At 62.9% G+C, this 22,175-nt stretch carries 18 protein-coding genes and 1 pseudogene; 11 read left to right on the top strand and 8 right to left on the bottom strand.

From position 1 onward, the window contains the following. The first annotated feature begins 87 nt into the window (after positions 1 to 87). Positions 88 to 771, top strand: coding sequence for a DarT ssDNA thymidine ADP-ribosyltransferase family protein (locus OVY29_RS14395; protein WP_313911608.1), 684 nt, complete (start codon positions 88 to 90; stop codon positions 769 to 771). 46 nt (positions 772 to 817) lie between these two features. On the opposite strand, the gene OVY29_RS14390 is transcribed toward OVY29_RS14395, so the two are convergent. The 3 genes and pseudogenes from OVY29_RS14390 to OVY29_RS14380 all read right to left on the bottom strand — a co-directional run. Then, entirely contained in the window at positions 818 to 2,086 is a 1,269-nt protein-coding gene (locus tag OVY29_RS14390; RefSeq protein ID WP_313911607.1) for a type II toxin-antitoxin system HipA family toxin, read from the bottom strand. Further along, positions 2,083 to 2,316: a helix-turn-helix transcriptional regulator gene (locus OVY29_RS14385; protein ID WP_313911606.1), complete on the bottom strand. Its 234-nt coding sequence runs from the start codon at positions 2,314 to 2,316 to the stop codon at positions 2,083 to 2,085. The genes OVY29_RS14390 and OVY29_RS14385 overlap by 4 nt, the downstream gene beginning before the upstream one ends. A 113-nt stretch (positions 2,317 to 2,429) precedes the next feature. After that, positions 2,430 to 2,651 (bottom strand): annotated as a pseudogene (locus OVY29_RS14380) (hypothetical protein); the annotation flags it as partial. A gap of 346 nt (positions 2,652 to 2,997) precedes the next feature. Between OVY29_RS14380 and OVY29_RS14375 the strand changes: the two are divergent. Both OVY29_RS14375 and OVY29_RS14370 read left to right on the top strand, forming a co-directional pair. Beyond that, positions 2,998 to 6,234: an AAA family ATPase gene (locus tag OVY29_RS14375; protein WP_313911605.1), complete on the top strand. Its 3,237-nt coding sequence runs from the start codon at positions 2,998 to 3,000 to the stop codon at positions 6,232 to 6,234. Continuing rightward, complete coding sequence (locus OVY29_RS14370; RefSeq protein WP_313911604.1) at positions 6,234 to 7,553, top strand: 5-methylcytosine restriction system specificity protein McrC; 1,320 nt, start codon at positions 6,234 to 6,236, stop codon at positions 7,551 to 7,553. Before OVY29_RS14375 ends, OVY29_RS14370 begins: the two co-directional genes overlap by 1 nt. Before the next feature lie 39 nt (positions 7,554 to 7,592). Here the strand turns inward: OVY29_RS14370 and OVY29_RS14365 are convergent, their stop codons facing one another. From OVY29_RS14365 to OVY29_RS14355, 3 genes are all read right to left on the bottom strand, one after another. After that, complete coding sequence (locus OVY29_RS14365; protein ID WP_313911603.1) at positions 7,593 to 9,848, bottom strand: AAA family ATPase; 2,256 nt, start codon at positions 9,846 to 9,848, stop codon at positions 7,593 to 7,595. 172 nt (positions 9,849 to 10,020) lie between these two features. Next, a complete protein-coding gene (locus OVY29_RS14360; protein WP_313911602.1) occupies positions 10,021 to 10,542 on the bottom strand; it encodes a hypothetical protein in 522 nt (173 codons plus the stop codon). 106 nt (positions 10,543 to 10,648) lie between these two features. Then, complete coding sequence (locus OVY29_RS14355; RefSeq protein ID WP_313911601.1) at positions 10,649 to 10,792, bottom strand: hypothetical protein; 144 nt, start codon at positions 10,790 to 10,792, stop codon at positions 10,649 to 10,651. A gap of 343 nt (positions 10,793 to 11,135) precedes the next feature. Between OVY29_RS14355 and OVY29_RS14350 the strand changes: the two genes are divergently transcribed. Beyond that, a complete protein-coding gene (locus OVY29_RS14350) occupies positions 11,136 to 11,789 on the top strand; it encodes a response regulator transcription factor (protein ID WP_037557298.1) in 654 nt (217 codons plus the stop codon). A gap of 168 nt (positions 11,790 to 11,957) precedes the next feature. On the opposite strand, the gene OVY29_RS14345 is transcribed toward OVY29_RS14350, so the two are convergent. Beyond that, positions 11,958 to 13,010: an ACP S-malonyltransferase gene (locus OVY29_RS14345; RefSeq protein ID WP_037557293.1), complete on the bottom strand. Its 1,053-nt coding sequence runs from the start codon at positions 13,008 to 13,010 to the stop codon at positions 11,958 to 11,960. Then, positions 13,007 to 15,208, bottom strand: a complete 2,202-nt coding sequence (locus OVY29_RS14340) for a dehydrogenase E1 component subunit alpha/beta (protein WP_037557295.1) — start codon at positions 15,206 to 15,208, stop codon at positions 13,007 to 13,009. Before OVY29_RS14340 ends, OVY29_RS14345 begins: the two co-directional genes overlap by 4 nt. Positions 15,209 to 15,383: 175 nt before the next feature. Between OVY29_RS14340 and OVY29_RS14335 the strand changes: the two genes are divergently transcribed. From OVY29_RS14335 to OVY29_RS14305, 7 genes are all read left to right on the top strand, one after another. Further along, positions 15,384 to 16,085 (top strand): DUF4129 domain-containing protein, encoded by a 702-nt coding sequence (locus tag OVY29_RS14335; protein ID WP_313911600.1) that lies wholly within the window; start codon positions 15,384 to 15,386, stop codon positions 16,083 to 16,085. Next, positions 16,082 to 17,317 (top strand): DUF4350 domain-containing protein, encoded by a 1,236-nt coding sequence (locus OVY29_RS14330; RefSeq protein ID WP_313911599.1) that lies wholly within the window; start codon positions 16,082 to 16,084, stop codon positions 17,315 to 17,317. The genes OVY29_RS14335 and OVY29_RS14330 overlap by 4 nt, the downstream gene beginning before the upstream one ends. Positions 17,318 to 17,414: 97 nt before the next feature. After that, positions 17,415 to 18,284, top strand: a complete 870-nt coding sequence (locus tag OVY29_RS14325; RefSeq protein ID WP_409581482.1) for an AAA family ATPase — start codon at positions 17,415 to 17,417, stop codon at positions 18,282 to 18,284. Next, a complete protein-coding gene (locus OVY29_RS14320) occupies positions 18,281 to 19,597 on the top strand; it encodes a DUF58 domain-containing protein (protein WP_037557274.1) in 1,317 nt (438 codons plus the stop codon). Before OVY29_RS14325 ends, OVY29_RS14320 begins: the two co-directional genes overlap by 4 nt. Beyond that, the gene (locus OVY29_RS14315) at positions 19,594 to 20,634 is read left to right on the top strand and encodes a stage II sporulation protein M (RefSeq protein ID WP_081933214.1); all 1,041 of its coding nucleotides are present in this window, start codon (positions 19,594 to 19,596) and stop codon (positions 20,632 to 20,634) included. The genes OVY29_RS14320 and OVY29_RS14315 overlap by 4 nt, the downstream gene beginning before the upstream one ends. Beyond that, positions 20,631 to 21,497, top strand: a complete 867-nt coding sequence (locus tag OVY29_RS14310) for an RDD family protein (RefSeq protein ID WP_037557276.1) — start codon at positions 20,631 to 20,633, stop codon at positions 21,495 to 21,497. Before OVY29_RS14315 ends, OVY29_RS14310 begins: the two co-directional genes overlap by 4 nt. After that, a complete protein-coding gene (locus tag OVY29_RS14305; protein ID WP_037557277.1) occupies positions 21,484 to 22,170 on the top strand; it encodes a nitroreductase in 687 nt (228 codons plus the stop codon). The genes OVY29_RS14310 and OVY29_RS14305 overlap by 14 nt, the downstream gene beginning before the upstream one ends. The last annotated feature ends 5 nt before the right edge of the window (positions 22,171 to 22,175 follow it).

Genomic DNA, 22,175 nt, shown 5'->3' with positions numbered 1-22,175 from the left:
ATAGCGAGCAGGTTTGTTTATAATCCTATCGATCATAGATATGGTATTCACTTAGATTTATTATCTGCATTATAAGCAAGGGTCAAAATGCGCGGCAAGAAGGACTACAGATCGATTATCGCAGATCATATCGCCTCCATAATCAATCAACGCGGGATCGAGCATATCCTACATTTTACCCGCGTTGAGAATCTGTCCCACATTCTCCGTCATGGAATTCTGAGCCGGGCGACTCTGGCTCATGCAGGCTTCGCGGTTCAAACAAGTGATGCCGAACGACTTGACGAACGGGACGACGCGATCTCCGTATCGATTTCCTGCTACGCGCCTGCCATGTTCAACGCGAAGCGCTACCGCGCAGGAAACAGATCTTGGGCAATCCTGATCCTTAGGCCCGAACTCCTATGGCACAATCATTGTTTATTCTTCCAACAGGGAGCGGCGACAAATGCCATGAAATATGAACAGGGCAAACGATATGGTGGTTATGCGCTGGAGAGGCTCTTCGAAGACTTTCCTCTACCGGCTGATCCAAGGGCCAGCTTTCGTAGCGAGTACGGTCTCCCGTCAAGTTGGCCGACTTCATCGGATGCGGAGGTCCAAGTGATGGAGCCCATCGACCCAAAATATATCTTGGGTGCGTGGGTCGAAACTTCCGTCGATGAGGCGCTTGTTCGCGCAACTTTCGACCAGGCCGGGCGTACAGACTGCGATACGGTCGCTCAGCCCTTCCTACCAAGGCTCTCATGCAAGCCTTATTACTGGGGTTAGCCCATGTGTGTTGTGGCTGCCATCCTCTTCACGTCAGACTTAGTGATCATTGCGTTCTCGTCTTCAGCGCTAGCCGTGTAGCCCGATCGTGCACGATCGCCGGTAGATCGCCCAGTTGATCCGCATCCCGAATACCGGCGACATGAACGCTGATGGTGATGGCTTCCGCGATCGTACCACTGATCGCCGCAGCTCTTCGACGCAAGAACGGCAGAGCCAGTCCCGTATCGCCAGCAAAGCGCTCAAAGCTTCCGGCATCTATTTCCTCCAGCGTAGCGGCCCGGCCGAAACGCATGGCGAGCTTCGCTGACAGCTCTGGCCACATGTAGGTTGCGACCAGATCGTACAGCGGTGCCAGCACCACCTCGCCGTTGCTCTGGCGAAGGAGGCTGTAATTCTTCGCATGGGCGTCAGCGTTGCCGATGATCACATTGAAGATTGCCGCGTCGGCAAGCTTCAGCACCTCGCGTGCCGGCCGGGTCGTCGCGTGGCGCACCAACGCGAAGCAATCGCGGAAGGTTGGCCCGCCTTCGCTGGCATATTTGCGATTGGATGGCACGCCTTGCGCCTGCGCAAAATCCTCTTGATGCAACCGGATCGTATGGCCATCGCGATCCAGACGATCGTAGCGAGTGACCAGCAGATAGGGTTTATCGGCGACCTCTCGCCACTCCGCCATGGCAGCATCGAGACCAACCGCTCGCGCCAGCGCCAAGCAGAAGGCTTCATTGGCGGCAAGGCCGGGAAAGCGATCAGGCTCCGGCTTGATGAGGTGTGTAGATGGCTCACCTACGCGCGGCACGGCCACCCGCCCCTCGGCCAGCACGACGGGGAGCTTGCCCTGGGCGCCAGCCAAGCTGAGCCGAGCGCCCCCTTGCCCGGCCAGCATCGGTACGCGCGGCAGGCGACCGATTAAAACCGCAAGCTCGGCATCATCCAGCGCAGGGGGCGGCTCACCTTCAGGAGGCAGCGGCGGTTTCTCCCCTTCGGGCAGAAAGGCGAGCGCGCCTGCAACATCACCGCCGAGCGCAGCCAATAATCGGAAAGGATTGTCAGGCGATACACCTAGCGCCCGCGCGATGGCTGTTCGTTGCCCCTCTTCGGGCAGGAGTCCACCAAAGACGGCCTTACATAACGCATCGCCGAATGGCTCTGCTTGCTTGGGAAGCGCGTGTGAAAGCGGGCCTGCCGCTGGATCGGCCAGCCAATCGTCGGCATAGCTGAAACGCATCGCGCCGCCACGGTCGATGGAAAGTTCACCGGCGACCCGCTGATCCGACCAAACGACAAGTCGCTCAAGAATGTCGGCGGTCATGTTGGCTGTCCCGCGATCACGATCCCGTCGGGACGAAGGATCTGAAGCTCGCAGCCTAAAGCCGCAAGAACCGTAATGACCTTGCCAATCTGTGCCGTTGCCTTGCCGCGCTCAAGTTCGACGATGAAGCGCAAGCCCACTCCGCTGGCAGCCGCCAATTCGTCCTGGCGCAGCCCCAGTTCTTTGCGCTCGTCTCGAACAATCTGGCCGATCGTCGTCATATCGAGCATATGCCCTCACTTTCCCGAGCGGGAAATATGAGATCGACCGGACGATTTCAAGTTATAATTTTCCCGAACGGGGTATTTCAAGCGACGTTATGCGCGAAACGCCCAAAATTTCCCTATCGGGAAAGTTTATCGCGCGTCGCCTGAATCTTAAGGACAATGTCGCCCATCCAGCCCGGCATGGCCGGACGGGCCGCAACGAGCGCACGCGTACCGGCATCGTCGAGCCGCGCGGCGAAGCGCCCGATCGCATCCGCGTCGATATTGCCCTTCCCCAGATGCGCGAGTGCTTGGACGATCGCATTCACAGACTCCGGCGCGTCGAGCGCCGGCGCGCGGCCCCGCGCGCCGACCAGGAAGCCGACAACGGACAAGGAACCTGATGGCGTTGCTCCTTCCGGTTGCACCCAGCAGACTGACGCTGACCATCCCCGAGCCGAGCGGTCCATCGGCAGCGACAGAATTTGTCACCCTCGCCCGCTATGGCTAGACCCTTGATAAGGGCAAAGGTTCGACTCGAAAATTTCGCGGGGCTTGAGCGCAATGAGAAACGCGGACGTCTCCACCCCGGCAACGGGCGGGGCCTCACGGCTGCAGTTTGGATAGTGTGCATGCCCCAGATTTTGGATGATTTAACTTTGGCTCGGCACTGAATCAGCCTTGCTGGAAATTGGAGAGATCTGAATGTGGGGGGAATTCGAGGCACGCCTCGAAGAAAATGAACAAGAGCGTACCGCGCCGTTGCGCCGCTCGCTTTTCGATGTGATCCGCAGTTCGGCCCTGCGCCCTGGAGCAGGCGTCACAAAGAAGATGCTCGCCTTCGAATTTGGCAAAGGTGATCGCCTCCTCTGGGAAATCGAGTATCCGGCGCGTAACGTCTTTCTGGACGGAAAGTGGCGGGGGCTTCTGGCAGCCAGTGGCTTCGCCTGTGACGCCCGTCCCTATCAACGGGGGGTGAAGGATGGCGGACGGCATTCCGCTCTCAGCCGAGACTGGTCCTTCGGCGAATCCGACTGCCTTGTCGTCCGGATCAATGACGCTGACCAATTGCATCGGCTGCTAGACACCCTGTTGCAACCGAACTCTGCACTCGTCCTCGATCCGGCGGCCGTCACCCGCTGGATCGACCGCTTGCGCCATTTCTTTCCGGCGCTCGATCGTTTCGATCACCCCGATCCAGAATTCGACGAAGGAGAGCGGAACTATAAGCTGGAGGTCGCGCACGAGCTCAGAACAGCGATCGATCAGGCCAGCACCGATGAAAAGCTCGCCGACGCGATTCACACAGCACTGGTCAAAAGCAATTTGTTACAGTGGCGTGCTTATTGGCCAATGTCCCCCAAAGGCGACGCGGATCGCGAGCGTCTCTGGCCAGCCTTGCGTGCCCTTGTAACCGCTGCCTTGGGCCCACCCGACGGCTTTCCCGATGCACTGGCGACCTTTGTCGCTGCCTGGGTCGAGGCCGTTCCGCAGGGCAAGCCTGATCCGGCACGCCAGATTGCAGAGTTCATGTACCTGCATTTGGCGCCGAATGACGGCATCTACATCCGTCATTCGGTGCGCCAGGATTTCTGGCAGGAAGCGTTGGGCCGCCGGTTTCCAGATCATGCATCGATGGCGGAGACCTATCGCGACGAACTCCGCTTCATGCAGGCAGTGCGTCAGGCCTTCGAAGTGCGCGGCCTCGCGCCACGCGACATGATCGATGTACAGGGCGCGCTATGGGTCGCCCATAATTACAAGGAGCTGGACGCCGTATCCATTGCCCGTGAGGGCATCGAGACCGCGATGGACGCCTATGACAGCTACCGCCAAGCCGGCGAGCACGGCGCCATATTCGACGCTTTCGGCGACCCGCGCGACTACTGGGTCCGATCTACACGCGAGCGGCCCGATCGCGTCTATCCGACAAAACCGATCGTCGGCTTCTTGCGCAGCAAGACCAAGTTGAATGGAGGTTGGGGCCAAAAGGACGATGCCGCAGCCCTGTTGCATAATGCGGGCTATATCATCGTCGACAGCGATGACTCCCCCGTCACCCCACCCGAGCGGTACGAGCATCTTATCCGCAATGCGGATCGCATCCGGCTATGCGCCCGCAACTATTTTGTCGAGCCTGCCCGCGACAAAGGCGCGGCAGAGATCTCAATCCGTGCCGGAGACCTGAGCCGGGACATGGGGCTGCAGGATGCGTTCCCCGCAATCTGCAGCGCGCTTGGGAGCGTGAAGTTCCAGCAATGTGCCAACGTCCCCGCACCTAAACACACTACACCAAATCCGAGCAGCTCCACCGTCTTCACTTATCAGCTTGTCGCGCACGAAAGGCAAGAAACCATGACGTCCGAACCCATGGCTGGGCCATCCACAGCCACTAACCTGATCCTTTACGGCCCGCCCGGAACCGGCAAGACCTACGCCACGGCGTGGGAAGCCGTGCGGCTCTGTCTCGGAGACGCTGCGGCGGCGCACTTGTGCCACGACAGGGATGGCCTGATGGCCGAATATCGCCGCCTCGCTGGCGAAGGGCAGATCGAGTTCGTCACCTTCCACCAGTCTTTCTCTTATGAGGATTTCGTCGAAGGATTGAGGCCGACGACCCGAACCGAACTGGAGGGTGACCAGGAGCAGGATGTTAGCGCATCAGGCGGCTTCAGCCTCAAGCCGCATGCCGGCGTCTTCAAGCTCATCAGCGAAAGAGCGCGGCTCGACACGGGTGACGCGCCCACGCACCGGCTCGACCGCTCGAGATCGATTTATAAGATCGCCCTCGGACAGCGCGGCAATCAAGAGGATCGGATTAAGGAAGGGCTCGACGGAGCGCTGATCCATCTGGGCTGGGGTGGCGATATCAACTGGTCCGACGAACGCTTCGACGATTTCGAAGAAATTCGGAAGGAGTGGAACGAGAAAAAGGATCCCGATGCCTCCGGCAAAGACCCCAATATCGAGATGACCTACGCTTTCCGATCGGGCCTTCAGATCGATGATTATGTGATCATTTCCGATGGACGGGATAGCTATCGCGCCTTCGGTCAGGTGACCGGCGAGTATCGATTCGATCCTGATGCCAGCTTCCATCCCCACCGTCGCAGCGTCAAATGGATCTGGCGCGACGACGAGGGCGCAGAGCGAAGTGCCTTCTACCCGCGGAACTTTCGGCGGCAGTCCGCCTATCGATTGGATCCGGACGAGATCGATTGGGATGCGCTGGAAACTGTCGTCATTGGCCCCAACGCGGAGCGCCCCGTCGCCGGCGCACGGCCACATGTGCTGGTCATCGACGAAATCAACCGGGCCAACATCTCGCGGGTGTTCGGCGAGCTGATTACGTTGCTCGAAGTGGACAAACGCTTGGGCTGCGAGAACGAAGTACGGGTCCGGCTACCCTATTCCGGAACAAGCTTCGGCGTACCGTCGAACCTCCACATCATTGCCACCATGAACACCGCTGACCGTTCAATCGCGTTGCTCGACACCGCGCTGCGCCGCCGCTTCACGTTCCGCGAGTTGATGCCAGACACCGAAGCGCTTCGCGGAGCGCTGGCGGCAAAGCAAATCGACGCCAATAATGTCGACGGAATCGATGTGTGCAAACTAATGCGAACCATCAATGAACGGATCGAGTATCTTTTCGATCGAGAACACCAGATCGGTCACGCCTATTTCACAGGATGCCGCAGACGTGCGGACGTTGAGGACGTCATGCGCCACAAGGTCATCCCGCTTCTGGCCGAGTATTTCTATGAGGACTGGTCAAAGGTCGCTGCCGTGCTCGGCGACAGCGACGGCGCGGCGGGTGCTCGGTTCATTGAGGCAAAAAGGCTTTCCGCGCCGGCGGGCTTTGCTGAAGATGAATTTGGGGGCGACAAGCTGCGCTGGAGCGTGAAGGCAAGCTTCGATTTCTCGGAATTCGAAATCTGATGCCGTCCTACACCGTTCGTGAGTGGGACAATCTCACCTATGGTGACGGCGAGGACCAGATTCCCCCGCACCACGCTGATAAGCTGGCCAGTCTAGCCGCCCGATCGGCATTTGCCGGGCGGGGCGGAGGCGGCGTGCTCGATCACGGTCGACACGCCTTGCGCGCGCGGGGCGTGGTAGGAATTCTGGCGACCCACGATTGCAGTTTGGAGATTCTACCCAAGATAGACGTAGCGCCAGGCGAAAAGATCGATCATCAGAATGCGGCGATCCGAAAACGCCTGATTCACATGCTGGCTGTCGCGCTCGATCTCAAAATTGACCTTGGTACAGTGACTGATCTTGCCTGGCAGCGCGAAACGCTGCTTGAAATCCTGATCCGCATCTTCTGCGACAAGCTGACCGAAGCCCTGCGTAAGGGAATGCCGCGTCGCTATGTCGGGCATGAGGAAGATCTGCCCACACTACGCGGCAGGCTCGACATTACCCGGCAGTTCACCCGCCATGCGGTCAACCCATCCCGACTGGCCTGCCGCTTCGATCTTCTGTCGGAGGACATAGCGCTTAACCGCATCATGAAGGCGGCCATTTCCCATGTGTCCCGCATATCGCGTCGTCCGGCCAACCAACAGCGATTGCGCGAACTCGCCTTCGTCTATGCGGACATCACCGATGTATCGGTGTCGGGACTGCGATGGGATGAAGCAGTCATCGATCGTACCAATCGTCCTTGGCGGGACTTGTACGCCATGGCCCAGCTATTCCTCCGGGGCCGCTACCAAACAACGACCGGCGGGACGGGTCAGGGGACGGCCCTCCTTTTCGAAATGAACACCTTGTTTGAGGAGTATGTCGGGCGGCTGATAGCACGCGCACTTGTCGGAACAGAGTTTACCGTATCTCTGCAGGGCGGGCGGTTGTTCTGCCTCTCTACCGAGGACAGCGGCCGAGGCCTGTTCCAGACCAAACCGGACATCCTGATCCGTCGTTCGGGCGTCGTGGCGCATGTTATCGACACCAAATGGAAAAGGATCGCATCACGAATCGATGATCCCAAGCAGGGGGTCTCCCAAGCCGACGTCTATCAGATGATGGCCTATGCGCAGCTCTATCATGCTCCGCGGCTAACGCTGCTATATCCGCACCATCCAGGCTTGGGCATGACAGAGGCAGTCCACGCCCAGCACCGGATCACCGGCCACACGACCCTTTTAGAGACTGCGACCATCGATGTGTCGAGCAGCATCGACATGCTTGCGCGCCTGCGCCGCCTACTCCTGTGTGAAGACGCAGCCCTCAGCGCACCCCCAGAACGCTGATGGAAAATGCCATCGATCAACGGGGGACGGAGAACCAAATTACCCCTCAGAGAGTTTCCTCAGGCCTTCGTAGTGAAGTGGCGCTACGGACTTGATCATATCCAATAAATATTCCGCGTTCTTTTGCGCCTCTGCCACAAGGGCAGGATCGAAACTCTTTCCTGTATGATGCGACAGGTCGTTTGCAAATTTATAAATTGCTGTCTTCTTGAGCGGGTCATAATCCACGTCATCCATTTTCTGATAAAGTGATTTACGCGATGGAACATGGAAATCGAGGAACGTCTCAAGTAATTTACGAGAAATATTTGGAACGTGATAGCAACCGAGGATTGTGCCATCTGATTTGAACGTATGGAGCACCTTGAAAAGATAATGATACTCGGTCGGGTGATCGACCAATAGTCTATCCAGCGGAGTTAGCCTCGCGGATCTACCTTCCGCAGTCTCTGCGCACAGTACCATCGAATAGGATTTCGTATTTTCTTGGCCACGCGCATTCTGTAGCCAGTTTATGACCAATTTCAGGAATTCAAAATTATGGGTCAGGATGAATAGTTGCTTCGCGCGCTGGGTCTCATTCTTAAGGAATGCGAAGGCCTGATAGATCGCCGAAGCATCAAGGCTGGAAATCGGATCGTCGATGACGACAATTCCTTCGCCAATGTTAAAATCCTGATCCTTGAGCTGCACGAGGAAGTAGATGAAGGCGACGGCTGTCTTTTCGCCCTCGCTTAGGCGCTTGGCCGGCTTGCCGCGCCGCAGGACGCGATAGCCCTCATCGCCGGACTCAAAGCGTAGCTCCGTCCTACCAAGGAACTGTTTGAGAAGGTCGGTCAGACCCACGCCGCCCGCATGCGCACTTGAAACCTTGGCTTGCTTCTCTCGAATTGACTGAGACAGAGCCTCGATCCCGCGTTTTTCCTCCAGATCCTCACCGCCGTATTGCCACAGCTCGATTTCGGCATTCAGCTTTGCAGCCTTGTCGGTTAATTCTTCGACGTCGGCTTTGATGGACTGAAGATGATGCGCCTCAATGGCGTCGCGGGCCGCCCGCTTCTCTCTCTCGAAGCCTGCCGTTTTGTCATTATGACGCGCGATGAGCGCCTTGATCAGGCCAAGCGCTGCGGTCAGCTGTGTAGTATCACTGGCGATTTCCGGATCATAGGTCGTGGTCCGCAAAGTCAGCTTTTCGGCGAGGGTCCCATCGATCTTCTCGAGGTCCAGCTGAAGGGTCGCGAGCTCAGCTTCAACCGACGTCTGCGCCGCGTCGCAATCTGCTCGAAGTTCGGAATAGAACATCAGACGATCGGGCAGCGCTGTCCTACCAAGCGCATCGATGATGGCGCGGAGGCTGAGACGCTCCGCCTCAATTTCTTCCTTCAGTCTTTGGTCTTCGACACTGAAATGGTCGGAAAGTGCCTTGAGGCGGTCAGCGGGCATGAGCTGGTCGCAGAATTCGCAGCGACCGGTTGCATGTTTGGCATGGATGCCAACGCCTTGTTCGGCCCACAGGGCTATATCGGGGTTTTCCGCAAGACGGGCGATAACGGCTGACTGCGCCGAACGCATCGTCAGTGCCTTGGCACGATCCGCGGCGCCAGCGGCAGCCTGCAAGGCGCTGATGGGCGCCTGCCCCGGTCGTTCGGGACCGCGCGGGATGGTGAGCGGGTTGATCTCGGGCATTTGCTCCTGACGAACCGTGCCGCTGTGAACCTCGTATTCGTCGTCGGATAGAGCCCTCTCATCCCCAAGCTTGGCGTAGGCGGTCTCGGCGTCGGGCTTACGATAGCTGCGAAGGGTTGACCCGCTGGTGGCCTCACCAATGGTCTTGGCGATGGCAGAAAACAGCTTGCCCTTGTCATTCACAAGCTTGACCACGGCAGCTTCATTGGCCTGGATACGCTTTACCCGATCGTCGCGAATGGCGATTTCAGCCTTCAGCTCCTCAGCAATGGTCTTGTTCTCTTCCCCGAGGATGAGAATGTGCCGAAGCGGCCCGTCGAAACGACCGATGTTCGCTTCGACAAAGTCGCTGTTGAAGACACGTACACGGCGGCCGTACTTCACCCCCTTCGTGAGCTGACCGGACTGCGATTCAACTGTGAACTCAAGATCGGGGTGATCCGGATGCTCCCCCACCTCTAGGCAGGCAAGCAGGCGTGAGAGGGTTGTCTTGCCAGAGCCATTCTCGCCATAGACTACATTGTAGCGGCCAAAGGCCGGAAAATCGGCGGCCGCCGCGTAGTCGCCAAAAACGCCTAAGCCCTTAATCTTCTTGATCTGAGTAAGCATTCTTCCCCCTCTACTCGTAACGTATCACAGCCGCAGCCCTAGGAAGAGAGCTTCACTGGCAAAATAGCGCACCGCTCACGGCCGGGATCGTCACCCGAATGGGATGCGGCTTGGAAAGCCAAGGCTCAGGGCGAAGCCTAGAGCCCGGTCCGGCCATGCCGGTGCCGCCCGTTCAGCTCTTCACGATTCGCCGAAAATTGCCGAGAACCGCGCAAAGCTTCTGGCTTTTGCGCTTCAGATCGGCGAGCCTTTCTTCGGCTTCGGCTTGTTCGAAAAGCAGCATCAGGCGTTCAGCCTGCTGCCCGCGGATCGAGACATGGCGCAAGATCACGACCCATTTTCCGGTTCGCTCGAGCGCGATCTTGGCCTGACCATGGGCAAGAAACGACCTCAGGCCCTCGAGTGAGCGGAGATCCGAAAGGGCCTTGGCGGCCGCCTTGCCTTCTTGAGCGAAAGCGCCTTCTGCCTCGATAAGCTTGCTGAGGTCATCGAACCGCTGACCGATCAAATGCCGCAGCCGTACCGTTTCCCGTCGACCCGGAATGGCCTTGAGAAGGAGCAGCGTTTCGGTGACGGCTGCTTCAGCCGCCGAGAAATGCAGCAAACACGCGCCGCGCCACGCGTTCACATCTTGGATCGCTTGGTTCCACAGGGGATCATCGTTGGCAATTTCGATTGGCGCACCGTCATCCATGCCAAACGCCTAGCGCTGCTGCCTTTATTTTCGTTGAATCAAAGACACGCCTTCCATGGCAAAGCCGGGAGCAGTAGGCTCCCGGAGGGGCCATCAGGTAAATGGATCAAATTCGGCCACCAAGGCAACGCTGCCGTCCGCAAGGGCGATGCCGATCCTTGAGAACGGTCGCCGCGTCGGCGTAGGCAATGGCCTTTCCCATCATCGTGATTTCGGCGACGCTCATTTCGACTGGGTCGAGCCAGCTCATTCGATGTCTGCTTCCAGGCGATCGGGCAGAGAAGCTTCGATGACTGAGATGGGGCGCAAAGTTGTCGTGGGCCGCACCCGCATGGTGCTATATTGAAGCGATCTGAGAGGCCATTTGGTGCTTGCGATGCTGGTACAAAATGGTAGTACGAAAGCACTAAAAGGATCACATTGGGTTGTCTTTAAGTTATTGATTTTGTTAGGCTAAGATTTAAATGGACCCCTCCCGTAGGGGTCACCAAAATCCGGAACGCGGGGCGCGAAATTCGAAAACGCGCCGATATGGCGCCGCCGCCGATCCTTTCGCGCTGTCGGCCCGATCGTTCCGCGCGCAGCATCGCAGCGTGACCGAAAGCGGGGGCCATATCCATCTGATCCTGCCCGACCCTGTCGAACGGGCGGCCTGTTTCCGCACGCTTGCCACAGGTCATGCGCGGGTCGTTCGCAGCTTTGCGAGCGCCGACGCGTGGATCGAGGCCGAGGGCGACGATCTGTCCGGCGTGCTGCTTTTTCGCTGGCGCCAGCCGGGACGAACCGACGGCACGGCGCTGCTCGAACGGATCGCGGGGCGCCCCGCGATCTTCGCCTTCGTCGCTGCCGAGCGGCTCAGTATCGCCGAATCGCGCGCGATCCTGCGCGGCGGCGCGCAGGATCTGTTGCCCGCGCCGCTCGACCTCCGCCTCGTCCGGCGCACGATCGACGCGGCGCTTGCCGACTGGCACGCGGCGCAAGGCGCGCTCGCGCGGCACCGTGAGGCCGAAGCGAGGCTGGCGGCGCTGACCCCGCGCGAGCGCGACATTTTGGATGCGATCGCCGCCGGGCTCGGCAACAAGGCGATCGCGCGGCGGCTCGACCTCAGCCCGCGCACCGTCGAGGTGCACCGCGCGAATATCATGCGCCGCGCCGGAGCGGGCAATGTCGCCGAACTGTTGCGATTGCAGTTCACCGCCGAATATGCGCGCGCCGCGCCGGGCGATCGGGTCCGTTTCGGTGCATGATCGCACGGGAACCCGGCCAGGTGCCGCGCGGTGCGCCTATAAGGAAAATGAACGGTGTACCGCCCTTGAGTTGGTCCCCATTGGCGCTGCCGTTCATCCGCCCGGGGTCAACCCCACCTGACCCCGGGCAAACAACAGGGCCGGCAGGGACGTTCCTCTCTGCCGGCCCTATCGCTGTCCGGTAACCAGCCCTCGCTGATCGGCGCGCGCCATCGAGAGCAGGATGGGGTCCGACGCCTGCCGCGCCATGAAATCGGCCTTGCTTGTCATGCCCTGCCAGCCGACGCCGATCAGGGATTGCGCGATCGCGCCGCCGAGCGTGTCACCGGGGCCGGGCAGGATGATCGCGTCGGGCGCATATTCCTTGACCGCGACCTGCACCGACAGCGCGAAATCATAAGGCGCGAGAATCTGGTGGCTGAAAGTATAATCCCAGATCTCGGCCGGGTCGCTGGAGAAGCGGCGCCAGATATGGCCGCGGCCGTCGACCATCGGAATGTCGGGGCGGCCGAAAAGCGCAGCGGGCAGCTCGGCCCGGGCCTTGTCCGAACTGCCGAACATCAGCGGGGTGTGGAAGGGGCCGTGACCCGCGAGGCGTAACGGATCGCGCGCCGGGGTCGGCGGCGCTTCGGCGAGCAGCGCGGCAAGCCCCTCCTCATTGCCCGCGAGCACGAGCATGCCGGCGAGGTCGATCGACAGCGCGAGCGCGTGGTCCGGACGGGTGTCGATCGCCGCGGCAAGGTCCAGCAGCATTTCGCGCAGCCCGGGTACCGGACGCCAATCCTCGTCGACCACTTGCAGCAAAATCTGCCCGCCCGGACCGTGTGTCTGGCTGTTGAGGCCCATCGCGTTAGATATGCGAAAGCCGTCCTCGACCGAAACCGCGCCGCCGAGTGCGAGCGCGCTGTACCAGCCCATCGAATTGCCGAGAACCGCGACGATGTCATATTTGTCGCGGTCGATGCTCAGATAATCGAGCGCGGTCGCGGTGTAGATCAGCGGCGCCGCAACGTCGCCGCGCATATGCACCCCGACGCTGAAGCGGTCGGCGCCGTCGAGTTCGGTGACCGTCGGCTGACCGCGGTCGCGGCGCTGCGCATCGAAATCGGCGATCAGTTCGCCGAAGCGTGCACCGTGAAACCGCGCGATGCTTCCGAGTTCGCCCTTGCCATAGGTTCCGCGGCCGGAGGCGACGACGATCGCGGTCTTGCGCCCGCTCATGCGATCAGCTCCTTCGCGGCGGCATAGATCGAATCGCGGCTCGGCAGCGTCAGCGTCGCCGCCTTGCCGAGGGGGATGAAGCTGTCGTCGGCGGCGATCCGCGCGAGCTTCTTGTCTGGAGCCCGCTCGACGAAAGCCGCCATCAACGCTTCGCTCTGCGAACCGGTGATGCGGCATTCGTCGACGATCAGGATGCGCTGCGCATCGCCGACGGCCGCCACCAGCTTCGCGTCGTCGACCGGGCCGAGCCAGCGAAGGTCGATCACGCGCGCCTTGACCCCATCGTCGGCGAGCAATTTTTCGGCTTGCCGCGACAGATAATATCCATTGCCGTAAGTGACGATCGCGAGGTCGGTGCCGTCGCCGTGGACGCCGACGTCGCCGAGGCGGATCGGCGCACCTTCGCCCGGCGCCTCGTAGACGCTGGTCCACAGGCCGTCGCCCTCTTCGTGAAGGTCGCGCGTCATGTAGAGCGCGATCGGTTCGACGAAGACGATCACGCGCTGTTCTTCGCGCGCGAGCCGCGCGCATTCGCGGAGCATCGCCACGGCGTCGCGCCCGTTCGATGGCACAGCGAGGATGACGCCGGGAATGTCGCGGAAAACCGCGAGGCTGTTGTCGTTGTGGAAATGGCCGCCGAAGCCCTTTTGATAGCCGAGCCCCGCGATGCGGATGACCATCGGATTGCTATATTGCCCGTCGGAGAAAAAGCTGAGGGTCGCCGCCTCGCCGCGGATCTGGTCCTCGGCATTGTGGACATAGGCGAGGAACTGGATCTCAGGCATCGGAAGGAAACCATTGTGCGCCATGCCGATCGCGAGTCCGAGGATCGCCTGTTCGTCGAGCAGCGTGTTGACCACCCGCGCCGATCCGAAGCGCTGGTGGAGCTTCGCCGTGACGTTGTAGACGCCGCCCTTCGGCCCGACATCCTCACCCATTACGGCGATTTCCTTGTGCGCGAGCATCAGGTCGGCGAGCGCCCAGGAAAGGAGGCGCGCCATATGCTGCGGCTTGTCCATCTGCCCAGCGTCGCTGCCGAACATCGCCTTGCGGTCTTCGTCCGACGGGCTGTTGACCCGCGCCACGTCGCGCTTCGGCGGGATCAGGCTCGCCATGACGTGCGCGGACGTGGTGATCTTCGGACGCAGGATCGCCGCTTCGGCCTGCCGCGCGAGCGTCGCGCCGATCCCTTCATAGGCGTCGGCTATCTCGGCCGCGCTCATCCAGCCATGCTCCACCATCAGCGCAGCGCCCGCGAGCAGCGGGTCGCGCGCCTCGTCGGCCTCGATCAGCGCCTTGGGCAGATAGGCGCCCTGCACGTCCGATCCGGCGTGACCATAGAGGCGGACGGTGCCCATGTGGAGGAACACGGGCTTGCGCGTGCGCCGCGCATAATCGGCAGCTTCGATGGCACCGGCATAGGCCGAGACGAGGTCGGTACCGTCGCATTTGATGTAGTGGAGACCCGCGCGGTTGCGGAACTGCGCCTCGATCCAGCCGGTCGGCGTGCGTGTCGAAATGCCGATACCATTATCCTCGCACAGGAAGATCAACGGCATCGGCGAGCCTTGGAAGGCCGCCCAACCAGCGGTGTTGAACGCGCCCTGCGCGGTCGAATGGTTCGCCGAGGCATCGCCGAAGCTGGCGAGCACGACCGCGTCGTCGGGCAGCGGCAGCCCGGTCATGCCGAGGCGGCGCGCGATGCCGATCGAAAAGGCGGCGCCGACCGCCTTGGGCAAATGCGAGGCGATCGTCGAGGTTTGCGGCGGGATATTGAGCGGCTTCGACCCGATAACCTTGTGCCGCCCGCCCGAGATCGGATCCTCCGACGACGCGGCGAAGCTCAGCAGCATGTCCCATGTCGGCGTGCCGCCGGGAAGCTGGCGCGCGCGGTGGAGCTGGAAGGCGTTCGAGCGATAGTGGAGGAAGGCCATGTCGGTGACGCGCAGCGCCGCCGCGACCGCCGCATTGCCTTCGTGCCCCGACGAGCCGATCGTGTAGAAACCTTCGCCGCGCGCCTGCAGATGGCGCGAGAGCCGGTCCATCTGGCGGCTCGTCAGCTGCGACAGGAAAATGTCGGTGGCGTCGCCGCGCGACAGGCCGGCCGCGGCGGGGTCGGGTGCATCGGCGCGGCCGGGCAGTCTGCCGCTCGCCAGCGCACCAAGGAATTTTTCATGTACCGCCTGCGCCGCGTCCACCTGTCTCTCCTGTCGCGCGGCCGGTGGTTTCCATTGTAACGAACCGGCCGATTTTTCCGCGCGCTAGAACGGGGCAGTTCGGCGCGCAAGCATCTCTTGCCTTGCGGAGCACGCTCGCGCTACCAAGATCGGCAATGAGCGAGCGGGGCGAGATCATCTTTTCAACATGATATCCATGTGGATCGCCCAGACGTCGGCCGCCGCCGACACGTCCGGCGCCGGTGGGGGTCAGGGGTGGCTGCTCGACCCCGAACTCGTCGACCCGGCTTATAGCCAGACGATCGCGGGGGGCGAGATCCAGACCGCCTTTCCGCCGCCGCCTCCACCCCCGCCGCCGACGCCGGAGTGGCTGAAGTCGCTGCTCAATGCGATCGGCAATTTCTTCGAGTGGAGCGCGCCCGCGGCGAAGCCGCTGATGTGGATCGGGATCGCGCTGATCCTGCTGTTCCTCCTTTACCATTTCGTCCCCGCCTTTGCGCGGTGGGTCGACAATCTGCGCTTTGGCCGCAAGCGCGGCGACGCGGATGCCGACGATCCTGTCGGACAGGCCGAGGCCGGCGCGGCGCGCGCACTGCTCGCCGAGGCCGATGCACTCGCCGCCGAGGGGCGCTTCGCCGAAGCGGTGCATCTACTCCTCTATCGCAGCGTCGAGGATATCGAAGGGCGCCGCCCCGGGCTTGTCAAACCCGCGATGACTTCGCGCGACCTGGCCGATGCGCACGACCTGCCGTCGGTTGCGCGCGGCGCGTTCGGCCGCATCGCGCGCGCGGTCGAAATCAGCCTGTTCGGCGGGCGATCGATCGACGCCGGGGCGTGGGAGCAATGCCGCGCGGCCTATGCCGAGCTGACGGTGCCGAAGAATTGGGCGCGCGCATGAGCGGGGCCTTCACCGACGATCATGGGTTTAACCCGCGACTGATCGCCGCGGTCGTCGCGATCGGCGTGGTCGCTTTCATCGCGCTCTGGGCGCTGATCGCGCTCGGGCCGCAGCTCAGCAGCGGCAATGACGGCGGCGGCCATGCGCTGTCGAAGGCGGCGCCGGGCTATGCCGCGATCGTTGACCTTGCCGAGCGCGCGGGCGCCGAGGTCGAACTGCGGCGGAGGGTCGAGACGGAGTCTTATGGGGAATATGAGCCGCTGCTGGTTCTGACGCCGACACACCGCACCCGGGCTCCCGAGATCGCCGAACTACTCGACGGACACCGGGCCGGCCCCGCGCTGATCATACTGCCCAAATGGCAAACGATGGCAGTGCCCGGCCAGACGCCCAAGCCCGGCTGGGTCAGCGTCGGCCTTCCGGTCAAGCCGCGCGATGCCATGCTTCCGCCCACGCATTTCGGCAAGGTTGCGATCAAGGCCGCGCCGGGCAAGGCGCAGGACGTGCAAGCGCGCCTGGCGGGACACAGCTTCACTGCCTGGCTGCCGGCCAATGTGCAGACGATTTCGGGTGACAAACTCGAAACGCTGATCGCCGCGCCGGGTGGGGGGGCGGTGCTGGCGCAGGTCGGCGACCACGATCTTTACATTCTTGCCGACCCCGACCTCATCAACAATCTAGCCTTTGCCTCGCGCGACCGGGCGGTCGGCGGCGCGATGCTGATCGACGCCATCGCCGACTATGCCGATGCCGACGGGCTCGCCTTCGACGTGACGCTCAACGGCTTCGGCGGGCAGCGTTCGCTGCTCCGCTTCGCTTTCGTCCCGCCCTTCATCGGCATCACGCTCTGCCTACTCGCGGCGGGGCTGCTCGCGCTGTGGCAGGCGTGGATGCGCTTCGGTCCGGCGTTGAAGCCCGGCCGCGCGATCCCGGTGTCGAAGGCGGCGCTGATCGCGAACAGCGCCGACCTCATCAAGCAGGCACGCCGCGAACTCGACGGTGCCGACGCTTATGTAAAGAGCCAGCGCATCGCGATCGCGCGGCGCCTGCACGCGCCCGCCGGACTCGACGGCGCCGAAACCGACGCGTGGATCGACCGGCATTTGGGGAAAGGCAGCGACCTTTTCTCGTCGCTCGCGCGGCGGCTGCCGCTCGCGCGCAACACGCATGAATTCCTTGCAGACGCGCAGGCGCTGCACGACATCAGGAAGGATCTACTCCGTGACAGCTAATCCCGTCGCCCAAAGGTTCGAAAGCGTTCAGGCGCTCGGCGCCGCGATCGAGAGCGAGGTCGCCAAGGCCGTGTTCGGGCAAGGGCCGCTCACCCGCATGGTGACGATCGCGCTGCTCGCGGGCGGCCACGTCCTGCTCGAAGGTCCGCCCGGGACCGCGAAGACGTTGCTCGCGCAGGCCTTCGCGCGCGCGACGGGGCTCGATTTCGGGCGCATCCAGTTCACCCCCGACCTGATGCCCGGCGACATTTTGGGGTCGAATCTGTTCAACTTCCAGACGTCGAGCTTCACCCTGACCAAGGGGCCGATCTTCACCGAATTGCTGCTCGCCGACGAAATCAACCGCACGCCGCCCAAGACGCAGGCGGCATTGCTCGAGGCGATGCAGGAACGGCATGTGACGATCAATGGCGAGCCGCACGCGATGAGCCCGCGTTTCACCGTGCTCGCAACGCAGAATCCGATCGAACAGCAGGGCGTCTATCCGCTTCCCGAAGCGCAGCTCGACCGCTTCCTGTTCAAGCTTGTCGTCGATTATCCCGACGCCGACGAGGAACGCCGCATCGTCGCCGACCATGGCGGGCGCTTCAAGAGCCCGGTGGTCGGCGATTTCGGGGTGACGCAGGTCGCCGATGCGAAGGCGATCGGCGACGCGATCGACACCATCGCGACGGTGCGCCTCGCCGAGGAGATCGTCGATTATGTCGTCCGCCTCGTCCGCGCGACGCGCGAGAGCGCCGACCTCGAATGCGGCGCGTCGCCGCGCGCCGCGACCCTGCTCGCGCGCGGGGCGTGCGCGGCGGCGGCGCTCGACGGGCGCGACTATGTGATCCCCGACGACGTCCAGCGCCTCGCCGCGGGCGTGCTTCGCCACCGTGTCATCCTGTCGGCGGCGGCCGAGATCGAGGGCCGCAATGTCGAACAGGTCGTTTCGGCCCTGCTCGAACGCGAAGAGGTGCCGCGTTGATCTATCCGACCCGCCGCGCGATCTATCTGCTGCTCGCGGGCGCCCCGATGGCGCTCGCGCTCGGGCTGATCCGGCCCGAGCTGTGGCTTGTCGCGCCCGGCTGGATCGGGGCGATCCTTGCCTGCCTGATCCTCGACACGATTTCGGGTGCGAATCCCCGCCATCTGACGCTCGATGCCCGCTTCCCGCATCAGGTCGGCGTTGGCGACCCGTTCGACCTGTCGCTCATCGCAAGCGGCCACAGCGTTCCGCCGCATGCCGAATTCGCGCTCGCGCTAGACGAAAGACTCGCCGAGGACGGGCGCCTCGCGGGCGATATGCGCAGGGTGGCCACGGGCGATGCACTCGTCCGCACATTATCGCTCACCGCATCGCGGCGCGGGCAGGCGCGGCTCGACGCGCTGTGGATCCGCTGGGCGGGACCGCTCGGACTCGTATGGAAACAGCGCAAGTTCGAGATCGGCGGCGCGACCCATGTCGTCCCCAGCCTGCGCGCGGTGACCGACGAGGGCAGCCGGCTGTTCCAGCGCAACAGCTGGTTCGGCCTTCGCCAGCAGCGTTTCCGCGGCGAAGGTACCGAGTTCGAGGCGCTCGCCGAATATCAGCCGGGGATGGACCGGCGCGCAATCGATTGGAACGCGTCGGCGCGCCACGTCAAATTGCTCGCCAAGGAATATCGCGTCGAGCGCGACAACCGCGTCGTGCTCGCAATCGACAGCGGGCGGACGATGGCCGAACCCGTCGGCGGCATGCCGCGCGTCGACCGCGCGGTGTCGGCGGCGCTGCTGCTCGCCTATGTCGGGCTGAAGCTCAATGACCGCATCAGCTTCTTCTCCTTTGCCGCCAAGCCGCAGGCGCTGACCCCCGCCTATATGCACACGCAGGATTTCCCGGCGCTGCAGCGCGCCGCGAGCCTGATCGACTATGCGCATGTCGAGAGCAATTTCACCCTCGCGCTGACGACGCTCAGCGCGCAGCTCAACCGTCGCTCGCTGATCATCCTCTTCACCGAATTCACCGACGCGACGAGCGCCGACCTGATGATCCGCGCAGCGGGGCGGCTCGTGCAAAAACACCGCCTGCTCTTCGTCGTGATCCGCGACGAGGAGGTCGAGAGCGAGGAGCGGCGCCGGCCCGAGACCGGCGCCGACGTGACGCGGTCGAACGTCGCCGCGGCGATGCTGCGCGACCGGCAGCTGGTGATCGCGCGGCTCCAGCGCCTCGGCGCGGATGTAATCGAAGTTCCCGCCGACGCGATGGGGGCGAGCGCGGTCGAGGCCTATCTCGGCATCAAGAGGCAGGGCAGCCTGTGATCCCGCCCGCCGCTCCAGCCCGCGTGATCGACGCGCCGAACTTCTCGACCAGCCGTTTCCGCGCCGAGCGCGAGGCCGACTGGATCGCCTTCGACCTTCTGCTCACCAAGCTCGAGAAGAAGGGTGCGAAGGCGCTGACCAGCGACGAGCTGCTCCAGCTTCCCATCCTCTATCGCGCGACGCTCTCGTCCTTGTCGATCGCGCGCGCGACGAGCCTCGACAGGGCGCTGCTCGATCATCTCGAGGCGCTGTCGATCCGCGGCTATTTCCTCGTCTATGGCGTGCGTGAAAGCCGCTGGAACCGCCTCCGCCGCTTCTTCCTCTACGACTGGCCCGCCGCGGTGCGCTCGGTGTGGAAAGAGACGCTGATCATCGCGCTCGTCATCCTGCTCGGCGCGCTGACCAGCTATTCGCTCGTCGCGAGCAACCCCGAATGGTATTTCAATTTCGTCGACGAGGAGATGTCGGGCGGCCGCGACCCGCGCGCGACCGCCGAATATCTCCAGACGACGCTCGGGCACGGCAAGGCGGCGGCGGAAAAGGGCGAAAGCGGGCTGCACGTCTTCGCGACCTATTTGTTCACGCACAACAGCCGCGTGTCGATCCTGTCCTTCGCGCTCGGCTTCGCCTTCGGCGTCCCGACGCTGATGCTCGAATATTATCAGGGGATCGGGCTCGGCGCGATGATGGCGGTCTTTTCCGCCAAGGGGCTCGGTTTCGATTTCGGCGGCTGGCTGTTCATCCACGGCACCACCGAATTGTTCGCCGCCGCCTTGTCGGGCGCCGCGGGCCTGCGGATCGGGACGGCGGTCGTCTTTCCCGGCGCGCGCGGGCGGTTGCAGGCAGCGTCGCAGGCGGGGCGAACCGCGGGCAAGGTGATGGTCGGCGTGATCCTGATGCTGTTCGCGGCCGGGCTGCTCGAAGGCTTCGGGCGCCAGCTCATCACCGACACGATGCTGCGCTATGCGACGGGCACGCTGATGCTGCTCTTCTGGCTCGCCTATTATTACATCCCGCGGCGCGAGGATGTGACGTGACCGCCGCCGCCAACGCGAAACATCGCGCCGCCAGCGCGAAGAAGATCCGCCAGTTCGTGACCCCCGAAGGCGTCGATCTGGAGCTCAAGATCGCGAGCGCGGGACTGCGCTTCGGCGCGTTGCTCGTCGATCTGCTGCTGATCCTGCTCGCGCTGTTCCTCTTTTCGCTGTTCATGCTGTGGGTCGGCCTCGCTTCGCAGTCCGACGTCACCGTCGTCGTGTGGCTGCTCGGCGCTTTCGTGCTGCGCACCTTCTGGTTCATCGGCTTCGAGCTCGGCTCGCGCGCCGCGACGCCCGGCAAACGCCTGATGGGCATCCGCGTCGTCGCGCGCGACGGCGGCCGCCTGACCGCCGACGCGGTGGTCGCACGCAATTTGATCCGCGAGCTCGAAATCTTTCTGCCGCTGATGATGCTCGGGGCCGGCGCGGCGGAGGATATGGTTTCGGGCTGGATCATGCTTGCCGGCATTCTCTGGTCGCTGACGCTCAGCCTGTTTCTGCTGTTCAACCGCGACCGGATGCGAATGGGCGATCTGATCGCGGGCACGTGGGTGGTGATGGCGCAGCGCGTCAAGCTCGACGCAGACATCGGAGTCGATGCGGCGGGCGGCGCGATGACCTTCACCGAGGCCGAACTCGCGGTCTACGGCATTTTCGAGCTGCAGGAACTGGAGCGGGTTCTACGCGGCCGCGATCCGCGCGCGATGCGCGAGGTCGCCGACGCGATCCGCGCCAAGATCGGGCGCCCGGTCGCCGAAGAGGATGACGTCTTCCTGCTTTCCTATTACCGCCAGTTGAAAGCCCGGCTCGAACGCAAGCTGCTGTTCGGCAAAAGGCGAGAGGATAAATATGCCAGCGACTGATACGAGCGTGACCGAGGCTCTCCACGCGCGCCGCTCGGTGCGTGCCTTTACCGACAGGCCGGTCGATCCGGCGCTGCTGAAGGAGATTTTCGCGGCGGCGCAGCGCGCGCCCTCGGGCGGCAATCTGCAGCCGTGGCAGGTGACGCTACTCACCGGCGAACCGTGGCAGGCGGTGAAGGATGCCGTGGCGGCGCGCATCGCGATGGGGCGCGAGGGGCATGAGCCCGAATATGATATCTATCCGCCGGCGCTGACCGAGCCCTGGACCGACCGCCGCTTCGGGGTCGGCGAGGCGCTCTACGCCTCGCTCGGCATCCCGCGCGAGGACAAGGCGGGGCGGCTCGCTCGGTTCATGGACAATTACCGGGGGTTCGGCGCACCGGTGATGCTTTTTCTCCATTGCTCGCGCATCATGGGGCCGCCGCAATGGTCGGACATGGGGATGTGGCTGCAATCGGTGATGCTGCTGCTCGTCGAACAGGGCCTCGCGAGCTGCCCGCAGGAATGCTGGGCGATGTACGGCGCGACGGTGCGCCGCACGCTCGGGCTCGACGACGGACAGATTTTGTTCACCGGGCTCGCGATCGGCTATGCCGATACCGAAGCGGCGGTGAACCGGTGGCCGGTGCCGCGCGCGCCGCTGAATGAAGTGATCGATTGGCAGGGGTTTTGAGGATG

It is taken from the genome of Sphingopyxis sp. SE2 (genome assembly GCF_032227185.1).
GTDB lineage: Bacteria > Pseudomonadota > Alphaproteobacteria > Sphingomonadales > Sphingomonadaceae > Sphingopyxis.
The sequence above is the reverse complement of the archived record's forward strand: the minus strand, read 5'-3'. Positions and strand labels throughout refer to the sequence as shown.